The 8,497-nt window shown below is 52.0% G+C and carries 7 protein-coding genes; 2 read left to right on the forward strand and 5 right to left on the reverse strand.

Translation table 11 applies throughout. The features are described 5' to 3' along the window. Window positions 1-622: homocysteine S-methyltransferase family protein (locus tag EQY_RS0117855; protein WP_000095988.1), on the reverse strand; the 622-nt coding region annotated here is incomplete at its 3' end. A gap of 199 nt (window positions 623-821) precedes the next feature. Between EQY_RS0117855 and iclR the strand changes: the two genes are divergently transcribed. Continuing rightward, window positions 822-1,646, forward strand: coding sequence for a glyoxylate bypass operon transcriptional repressor IclR (gene iclR, locus EQY_RS0117860; RefSeq protein ID WP_000226416.1), 825 nt, complete (start codon window positions 822-824; stop codon window positions 1,644-1,646). A 15-nt stretch (window positions 1,647-1,661) separates the two neighbouring features. Here iclR and aceK read toward each other — a convergent pair whose 3' ends face one another. The 4 genes from aceK to metA all read right to left on the reverse strand — a co-directional run bounded on the left by aceK (window position 1,662) and on the right by metA (window position 7,744). Beyond that, complete coding sequence (gene aceK / locus EQY_RS0117865; RefSeq protein WP_001137207.1) at window positions 1,662-3,386, reverse strand: bifunctional isocitrate dehydrogenase kinase/phosphatase; 1,725 nt, start codon at window positions 3,384-3,386, stop codon at window positions 1,662-1,664. A 224-nt stretch (window positions 3,387-3,610) separates the two neighbouring features. Further along, window positions 3,611-4,915 carry an isocitrate lyase gene (gene aceA / locus EQY_RS0117870; RefSeq protein ID WP_000857853.1) on the reverse strand — a complete coding sequence of 435 codons (1,305 nt, stop codon included), beginning with the start codon at window positions 4,913-4,915 and terminating at the stop codon, window positions 3,611-3,613. A gap of 29 nt (window positions 4,916-4,944) precedes the next feature. Next, the gene (gene aceB / locus EQY_RS0117875; protein ID WP_000138910.1) at window positions 4,945-6,546 is read right to left on the reverse strand and encodes a malate synthase A; all 1,602 of its coding nucleotides are present in this window, start codon (window positions 6,544-6,546) and stop codon (window positions 4,945-4,947) included. A 268-nt stretch (window positions 6,547-6,814) separates the two neighbouring features. After that, entirely contained in the window at window positions 6,815-7,744 is a 930-nt protein-coding gene (metA, locus tag EQY_RS0117880; RefSeq protein WP_001122790.1) for a homoserine O-acetyltransferase MetA, read from the reverse strand. A gap of 156 nt (window positions 7,745-7,900) precedes the next feature. Here metA and EQY_RS0117885 point away from each other — a divergent pair, with 156 nt between their 5' ends. Next, complete coding sequence (locus EQY_RS0117885) at window positions 7,901-8,344, forward strand: acetyltransferase (protein ID WP_000236982.1); 444 nt, start codon at window positions 7,901-7,903, stop codon at window positions 8,342-8,344. Window positions 8,345-8,497 lie beyond the last annotated feature (153 nt).

Genomic DNA, 8,497 nt, shown 5'->3' on the forward strand with positions numbered 1-8,497 from the left:
GCAGTTCAAAGCCCAGGGCTTCAAACTCCGTTTTCACCGCAAATACCGCCGCTTTGGCGTTGAGGGTGTCGAAGACGGTTTCAATCAGAATCAGGTCTACACCGCCTTCCACCAGTGCTTTGGTAGATTCGCGATAGGCTGCCACCAGCTGATCAAAGGTGATGTTACGGAATGCCGGATCGTTTACGTCCGGAGAAATAGATGCTGTGCGGTTGGTTGGGCCGAGAACGCCGGCAACATAGCGCGGTTTATCCGGCGTGCGGGCGCTCCACTCGTCGGCACAGGCACGCGCCAGTTTCGCCGCAGCAAAGTTGATCTCTGCCGACAGGGATTCCATCTGGTAATCCGCCATCGCAATGGTCGTGGAGTTGAAGGTGTTGGTTTCGATGATATCCGCGCCTGCTTCAAAGTAAGCGTTGTGGATAGCGGCGATCACGTCCGGTTTACTGAGCACCAGCAGGTCGTTGTTGCCTTTGAGATCGCATGGCCAGTCGGCAAAGCGTTCACCACGAAAATCGGCTTCGTTCAGTCGATAGCTCTGGATCATGGTGCCCATACCGCCGTCCAGCACCAGAATACGTTCATTTAACTGCGCACGCAGTTGTTCCACTTTGCTGCTCACACTTGCTCCCGACACGCTCAACCCAGATTTAATAAAAATTCAACAAACCATACTGGCATAAACGCATCTGCGGTAAAAGCGACCACCACACAACATGAGATTTGTTCAACATTAACTCATCGGATCAGTTCAGTAACTATTGCATTAGCTAACAATAAAAATGAAAATGATTTCCACGATACAGAAAAAGGAGGCTGTCATGGTCGCACCCATTCCCGCAAAACGCGGCAGAAAACCCGCCGTTGCCACCACACCTGCGACTGGACAGGTTCAGTCTTTAACGCGTGGGCTGAAATTACTGGAGTGGATTGCCGAATCCAATGGCAGCGTGGCGTTAACCGAACTGGCGCAACAAGCCGGATTACCCAACTCTACTACCCATCGATTGCTCACAACCATGCAGCAACAAGGCTTTGTCCGTCAGGTTGGCGAACTGGGTCACTGGGCGATAGGCGCACATGCTTTTATGGTCGGCAGCAGCTTTCTCCAGAGCCGTAATTTGTTAGCCATTGTCCATCCTATTCTGCGTAATCTGATGGAAGAGTCTGGCGAAACGGTCAATATGGCGGTGCTCGATCAAAGCGATCACGAAGCGATTATTATCGACCAGGTACAGTGTACGCATCTGATGCGTATGTCCGCCCCTATCGGCGGTAAATTACCGATGCACGCTTCCGGTGCCGGTAAAGCCTTTTTAGCCCAACTGAGCGAAGACCAGGTGACGAAGCTGCTGCATCGCAAAGGTTTACATGCCTATACCCACGCAACGCTGGTTTCTCCTGTGCATTTAAAAGAAGATCTCGCGCAAACGCGCAAACGAGGTTATTCGTTTGATGATGAGGAACATGCGCTGGGACTGCGTTGTCTCGCGGCGTGTATTTTCGATGAGCACCGCGAACCGTTTGCCGCAATTTCGATTTCCGGGCCGATTTCACGTATTACCGATGACCGCGTAACCGAGTTCGGCGCGATGGTGATTAAAGCGGCGAAGGAAGTGACGCTGGCATATGGTGGAATGCGGTAACTTTTCGCCTCCGATTTATACAAACCGCACGCTAAACCGCTGCCTGCGCCGATAAGCATAGACATCTTCTACATGCCCCTCGCGGATACGTTTTTGTAAGGCGCGCCAATAATCGGCGCGGAACAAGTCAGCGTGCATATCTTCAAACAGCGAGCCAATGCGCGGATCGGCACATAACCAGTGACGGAACTCTTCCGGGAAAACATCGCCTGGCGAGACGCTGTACCACGGTTCGCTGGCGAGTTCGTCTTCCGGGTAGCGCGGCGGCGGGATGTCACGGAAATTAACTTCCGTCATGTAGCAAATTTCGTCGTAATCATAAAACACCACGCGACCGTGACGAGTGACGCCAAAGTTTTTAAATAGCATGTCGCCTGGGAAGATATTGGCGGCGGCAAGCTGGCGAATGGCGTTGCCATACTCTTCAATAGCGTCGCGCAGTTGCTGCCCTTCAACTTGCTCAAGCCAGATATTGAGCGGCACCATCCGCCGTTCGATATAGAGATGGCGAATCACAATTTGTTCTCCAAGATCGGTGATTTTTTCCGGCGCTTCCTGGAGCAGTAATTCCATTAATGCTGGAGAAATATGCCGCTTCTCCAGCACAAAGTTTTCAAACTCCTGGGTATCTGCCATTCGCCCTACGCGATCGTGCTCCTTAACCAGTTGATAGCAGGCGCGGACGTGAGCAGCAGACATCTCTTTCTGCGGCGCGAATTTATCTTTGATCACTTTGAATACCCGGTCAAAGCCCGGTAGCGTGAACACCAGCATCACCATTCCACGAATGCCCGGCGCTTCAATAAACTGTTCATTACAGCCCTGTAGATAAACGAGATATTCGCGGTAACTTTCGGTTTTGGCGTGTTTCTGGCAGCCGATAGCCATATACAGTTCTGCGGTGGTTTTTCCCGGCAGAATTTCCCGTAACCATTCGACCAGCGCAGCAGGCAGCGGCGCGTAAACCATAAAATAGGATCGCGCGAAGCCAAAGACGATGCTCGCTTCGGCGGTCGTCGTCAGGCAGGTATCAATAAACAACTCGCCGTCGTCCGTCTGGTGGATCGGCAGCAAAAATGGCAACGTGCCGGAAGGCGTGATCAGTTTGCCCACCAGCCAGGCGGCTTTATTGCGATAAAACAGTTCGTTCGCCACCTGTAGATGGCTTTCGGCGAGGTTGTCTGTCCCCAGCGTTTCCGTCAGATGGCGAATGATGTAATGAATGTCACGGCTTTTATTTTGCCAGCGCAGACGCAACGGCAGGTCGCTGATAACGCGCATCAGCAAAGATTCCCAGCCGTGATCGGGGTAGAAATCTTTCGCCAGTGGGCGTGGAATGGTACGAAAGCGGCGCTCTGGCTGGGAGCTAAAGATAAAAAGCCGCTCGGGAGTAAGCGAGCGGTGGTCAAATAACCGACAGTACACGGAGTTAAAAAAGCTCTCCGCAATCTCGAAGCGCGGGTAATCCGGCAACAGCCGGGTGTAATGCTCTTTGACGTGTAGTAAAAATGCCGCGTCCGTGCTTTGCCCGTTGGTGATACAGCGCAATTGCTCCACCACCAGACCAACGTGATGATCATAAAGATGGATACGGTTTTTCATCGCCTGCTGGACAGCGTGCCAGTCGGCTTGTTCGAAACGCTGCTGCGCCCCGGAAGTCACTTCGAGGAATCGACCATACTGGGCGTCAAAACCTTGCAAAATCGTTTGTGCAATCAGTAATTCCAGGCCACGCGGCATTTGTTGCCCTCATCAGGGAGCAGAGAATTACCGGAAAAGACGCGCAAGCGTCACATCAGGCATCATGCGCCGATTGCCGGATGCGGCGTGAACGCCTTATCCGGCCTACGCGTCTGCAACATTTGTAGGCATGATAAGACGCGCAAGCGTCGCATCATGCGCTGATTGCCGGATGCGGCGTAAACGCCTTATCCGGCCTACAGTCAGCAACGTTTGTCGGTTGCTTAGAACTGCGATTCTTCGGTGGAACCCGTCAGTGCGGTAACCGACGACGTGCCGCCCTGAATAATGGTCGTCACTTTATCGAAGTAACCCGTACCCACTTCCTGCTGGTGAGAAACGAAGGTATAGCCATCTTTCGCGGCAGCAAATTCCGGCTGCTGCACTTTCTCAACATAGTGCTTCATACCTTCACCCTGCGCATAGGCGTTTGCCAGATCGAACATGTTGAACCACATGCTGTGGATACCGGCCAGGGTGATGAACTGGAATTTGTAGCCCATATCCGACAACTGCTGCTGGAAGCTGGCAATAGTTTTGTCGTCGAGGTTTTTCTGCCAGTTGAACGACGGCGAACAGTTATAAGCCAGCAGCTTGCCCGGATATTTCGCGTGGATAGCTTCCGCAAAGCGACGCGCCAGTTCCAGGTCTGGCGTGGAAGTTTCACACCAAACCAGGTCGGCATACGGCGCATACGCCAGACCACGGCTGATCGCTTGCTCAATGCCAGCATGAGTACGGAAGAAGCCTTCACTGGTACGCTCGCCGGTAATAAATTCGCTGTCATACGGGTCGCAATCGGAGGTGATCAGATCCGCCGCATCGGCATCGGTACGAGCAACCAGCAGGGTTGGTACTCCCGTAACATCGGCAGCCAGGCGCGCAGCGACCAGTTTCTGGATCGCTTCCTGAGTCGGCACCAGCACTTTGCCGCCCATATGACCACATTTTTTCACTGAAGCGAGCTGATCTTCGAAGTGAACTGCCGCTGCACCGGCTTCAATCATCGCTTTCATCAGTTCAAAGGCATTAAGTACACCGCCAAAACCGGCTTCCGCATCGGCAACGATCGGCAGGAAGTAATCGACATAGCGCGGATCGCCCGGCTCAATGCCAGCAGACCACTGGATCTGATCCGCACGACGGAAGGTGTTGTTGATCCGCTCCACCACTGCAGGCACCGAGTTTGCCGGGTAGAGCGACTGGTCCGGATACATGCTGGCTGCCAGGTTAGCGTCCGCCGCTACCTGCCAGCCAGACAGGTAAACCGCTTCGATACCCGCTTTCGCCTGTTGCAGCGCCTGACCGCCAGTCAGTGCACCGAGGCTGTTGATGTAGCCTTTTTTCGACTCGCCGTGCAGCAGACGCCACATTTTCGCCGCACCCAGTTGCGCCAGCGTACATTCCGGATTGACCGAACCGCGTAATTTCACCACATCTTCCGCGCTGTACGGACGGGTAATGCCTTCCCAACGCGGTTGAGTCCACTCTTTCTGTAATTCTTCAATTTGTTGTGTACGGGTTTTCATGTGCAGATGCTCCATAGTTATGTGGTGGTTTACGCTAACAGGCGGTAGCCTGGCAGGGTCAGGAAATCAATTAACTCATCAGAAGTGGTGATCTGTTCCATCAGGCGTGCGGCGTCGTCAAAACGCCCCTGGGAGAAACGCTCTTCGCCCAGTTCGCTGGCAATGACCTTCATCTCTTCCCCCAGCATCTGGCGGAACAGGGCTTTGGTCACCGGTTTGCCATTACTCAAGGTTTTTTGATGATGGATCCACTGCCAGATGGAAGTACGGGAGATTTCAGCCGTCGCCGCATCTTCCATCAGGCCATAAATCGGCACACAACCGTTGCCGGAGATCCATGCCTCGATGTACTGGACGGCTACGCGAATATTGGCGCGCATACCTTCTTCGGTGCGTTCACCGTCACAAGGTGCCAGCAGTTGATCGGCGGTAATCGGCGCGTCTTTTTCGCGCATCACCTCAAGCTGATTTTTGCGGGAGCCGAGGATGTCGTTGAAAACCGCCATTGCGGTATCAGCAAGGCCTGGATGGGCGATCCATGTGCCATCGTGACCGTTATTCGCTTCCAGCGATTTATCCGCTTTCACTTTGTTGAGCACCTGGTTATTGCGCTCTTCATCTTTGCTCGGAATAAACGCCGCCATGCCGCCCATCGCAAATGCGCCGCGTTTATGGCAGGTTTTGATTAACAGGCGTGAGTAGGCATTAAGGAACGGTTTATCCATCGTCACAGCCTGTCTGTCTGGCAGGACACGATCGGAATAGTTTTTCAACGTTTTGATATAGCTGAAGATGTAATCCCAGCGACCGCAATTCAGACCCACAATATGGTCGCGCAACGCATAGAGAATTTCGTCCATCTGGAACACGGCAGGCAGCGTTTCGATCAGCAACGTCGACTTGATAGTGCCGCGCGGCAGATTAAAGCGATCTTCGGCATAGCTAAAGACTTCGCTCCACCAGGCCGCTTCCTGCCAGGACTGGGTTTTCGGCAGATAGAAATAGGGACCGCTGCCTTTTGCTAATAGCGCCTGGTAGTTGTGGAAGAAATAGAGGGCAAAATCAAACAGGCTGCCTGGGATCGCTTCGCCGCGCCAGGTGACATGTTTTTCCGGCAAGTGCAGACCGCGTACCCGACAAATTAAAACAGCCGGATTGGGTTTGAGTTGATAAATTTTGCCGGATTCGTTGGTGTAACTGATGGTGCCGTTAACCGCATCACGCAGGTTAATTTGCCCGTCGATCACTTTGTTCCAGTCCGGAGCCAGTGAATCTTCGAAATCGGCCATAAAGACTTTCACATTGGCGTTGAGCGCGTTGATCACCATCTTGCGCTCTACCGGGCCAGTTATCTCTACCCGACGATCTTCTAAGTCCGCAGGAATCCCGCGAATTTTCCAGCCAGCATCACGAATGGAAGCTGTTTCCGAAATAAAATCAGGCAACGTTCCGTTATCAATATCTTGCTGCTGCTGAATGCGCGCTGCCAGAAGTTTATTGCGTTGTGGCGTAAAATGCGTCACCAGCTCAGTCAGAAATTCTACCGCTTCGGCAGTAAGAATTTGCTTCTCCTGCTCGCCATACGGCCTTGTGAAAGCCAGTTCATCGGTTGTTGTTGCCTGTTCAGTCATCGTGCAGCTCCTCGTCATGGATCCGAAAACTTCCCCACTGTGAACGAAGGATCGTTGTGCGCTTTTCGTTCAGCACAACTAAGACTACTCATTTAAAATGCAAAATCAAAAACAATTTCCATTTTTAATTTAAATTGCATTTAACTTACTGATAACAATAAGAATAAAATTTATTCACCTGTTGCGGTGTGTTTCGGAAATAAAAAAGGCACCCGAAGGTGCCTGAGGTAAGGTGCTGAATCGCTTAACGATCGAGCTCAGCAGAAGATTAATCCAGCGTAGGATTCATATGGCGTAGATCGTATGGCGTGATCTGGTAAACGTAATAGTTGAGCCAGTTGGTAAACAGCAAATTGCCGTGGCTACGCCAGCTCGCTCGCGGTTTGTTTTGCGGGTCGTTGTGCGGGAAATAGTTATACGGAACATCCGGATTTAGCCCGGCTTCCACATCGCGGAAATATTCCTGTGCCAGCGTTTGCGCATCGTATTCCGGATGCCCCGTTACAAAGGCAATGCGCTTATCTTTGCTGGCAAACAGATATGCGTCCCCTTCTTCTGTCTCCGCCAGAATTTCCAGATCGGTGTAATCACGAATCAACGCTGCCGGAAAGTCTGCATAACGCGAATGTGGCGCCAGAAATGAATCATCAAAGCCACGCGTCAGAAGCGCATGGGGATGGAGAATATGATGCTCGTAAACGCCAGAGAGTTTGTCGGTGCGGGTTTGCTTAGGAATGCCGTAGAGGATATTGAGCGCGGCCTGAACCGCCCAACAGACAAACAGCGTTGAGGTGACGTGATCTTTCGACCACTCCAGCACCTGTTTGATCTGCGGCCAGTAAGCGACGTCATTAAACTCCACCAGACCCAGTGGCGCGCCAGTTACAATCAGACCGTCAAAGTTTTGTTCCTGAATATCTTCAAAGTTGCAGTAAAAATTATTCAGATGCTCTGCGGGCGTGTTGCGCGATTCACGGGAATCGATGCGCAACAGCTGAATATCGACCTGCAAAGGTGAGTTTGAAAGCAGGCGTAAAAACTGATTTTCAGTTTCGATCTTCTTCGGCATCAGGTTAAGGATAAGCACCTTTAGCGGACGAATTTCCTGACCAGACGCGCGAGAAGTTGTCATCACAAAGACATTTTCCTCACGCAAGAAATTGACGGCGGGCAGCTCGTCCGGCACACGAATCGGCATAACCTGATTACCTCTTTACATACGCTTATACGTTTAGACATCCAGATAGCTGAAGATAACCAGAAAATTTGTCAATGTCGAGCCTGCATGTCGAAGGTGAGAAAGTTTCAAGGAAAAGATTGCGTTAGGATATAAGCACCAATAAAAGGAGAGAAAATGGTTATTAGTATTCGCCGCTCACGGCATGAGGAAGGGGAAGAGCTGGTTGCAATTTGGTGTCGTTCTGTCGATGCCACCCATGATTTTTTATCAGCAGAGTATCGGGCTGAACTGGAAGAACTGGTACGTTCGTTTCTGCCGGAAGCGCCATTGTGGGTCGCGGTTAATGAGCGGGATCGGCCGGTTGGGTTTATGTTGCTAAGCGGACAGCATATGGATGCGCTGTTTATCGATCCTGATGTGCGTGGCGCTGGCGTGGGTCGAATGCTGGTGAAACATGCGCTCTCAAGGGCACCAGAACTGACAACCAACGTTAATGAGCAAAATACGCAGGCGGTTGGGTTCTATAAGAAGATGGGGTTTAAGGTTACAGGACGCTCTGAGGTGGACGATTTGGGGAAACCGTATCCGTTGCTGAATCTGGCGTATGTGGGGGAGTAATGCGCTGTTGCCCCCTACCGTAACCCTGCGTAGGACGGATAAGATGCCCAAGCGTCGCATCCGGCATTCTTTCTGCAGCAACGCAAAAAGGCCATCCTTCCGGATGGCCTTCTGCTTTATCTTATGCCTGGCAGTTTATGGCGGGCGTCCTGC

The sequence above is a fragment of the Escherichia sp. TW14182 genome, from assembly GCF_000208525.1.
In the GTDB taxonomy this organism is placed as follows: domain Bacteria; phylum Pseudomonadota; class Gammaproteobacteria; order Enterobacterales; family Enterobacteriaceae; genus Escherichia; species Escherichia ruysiae.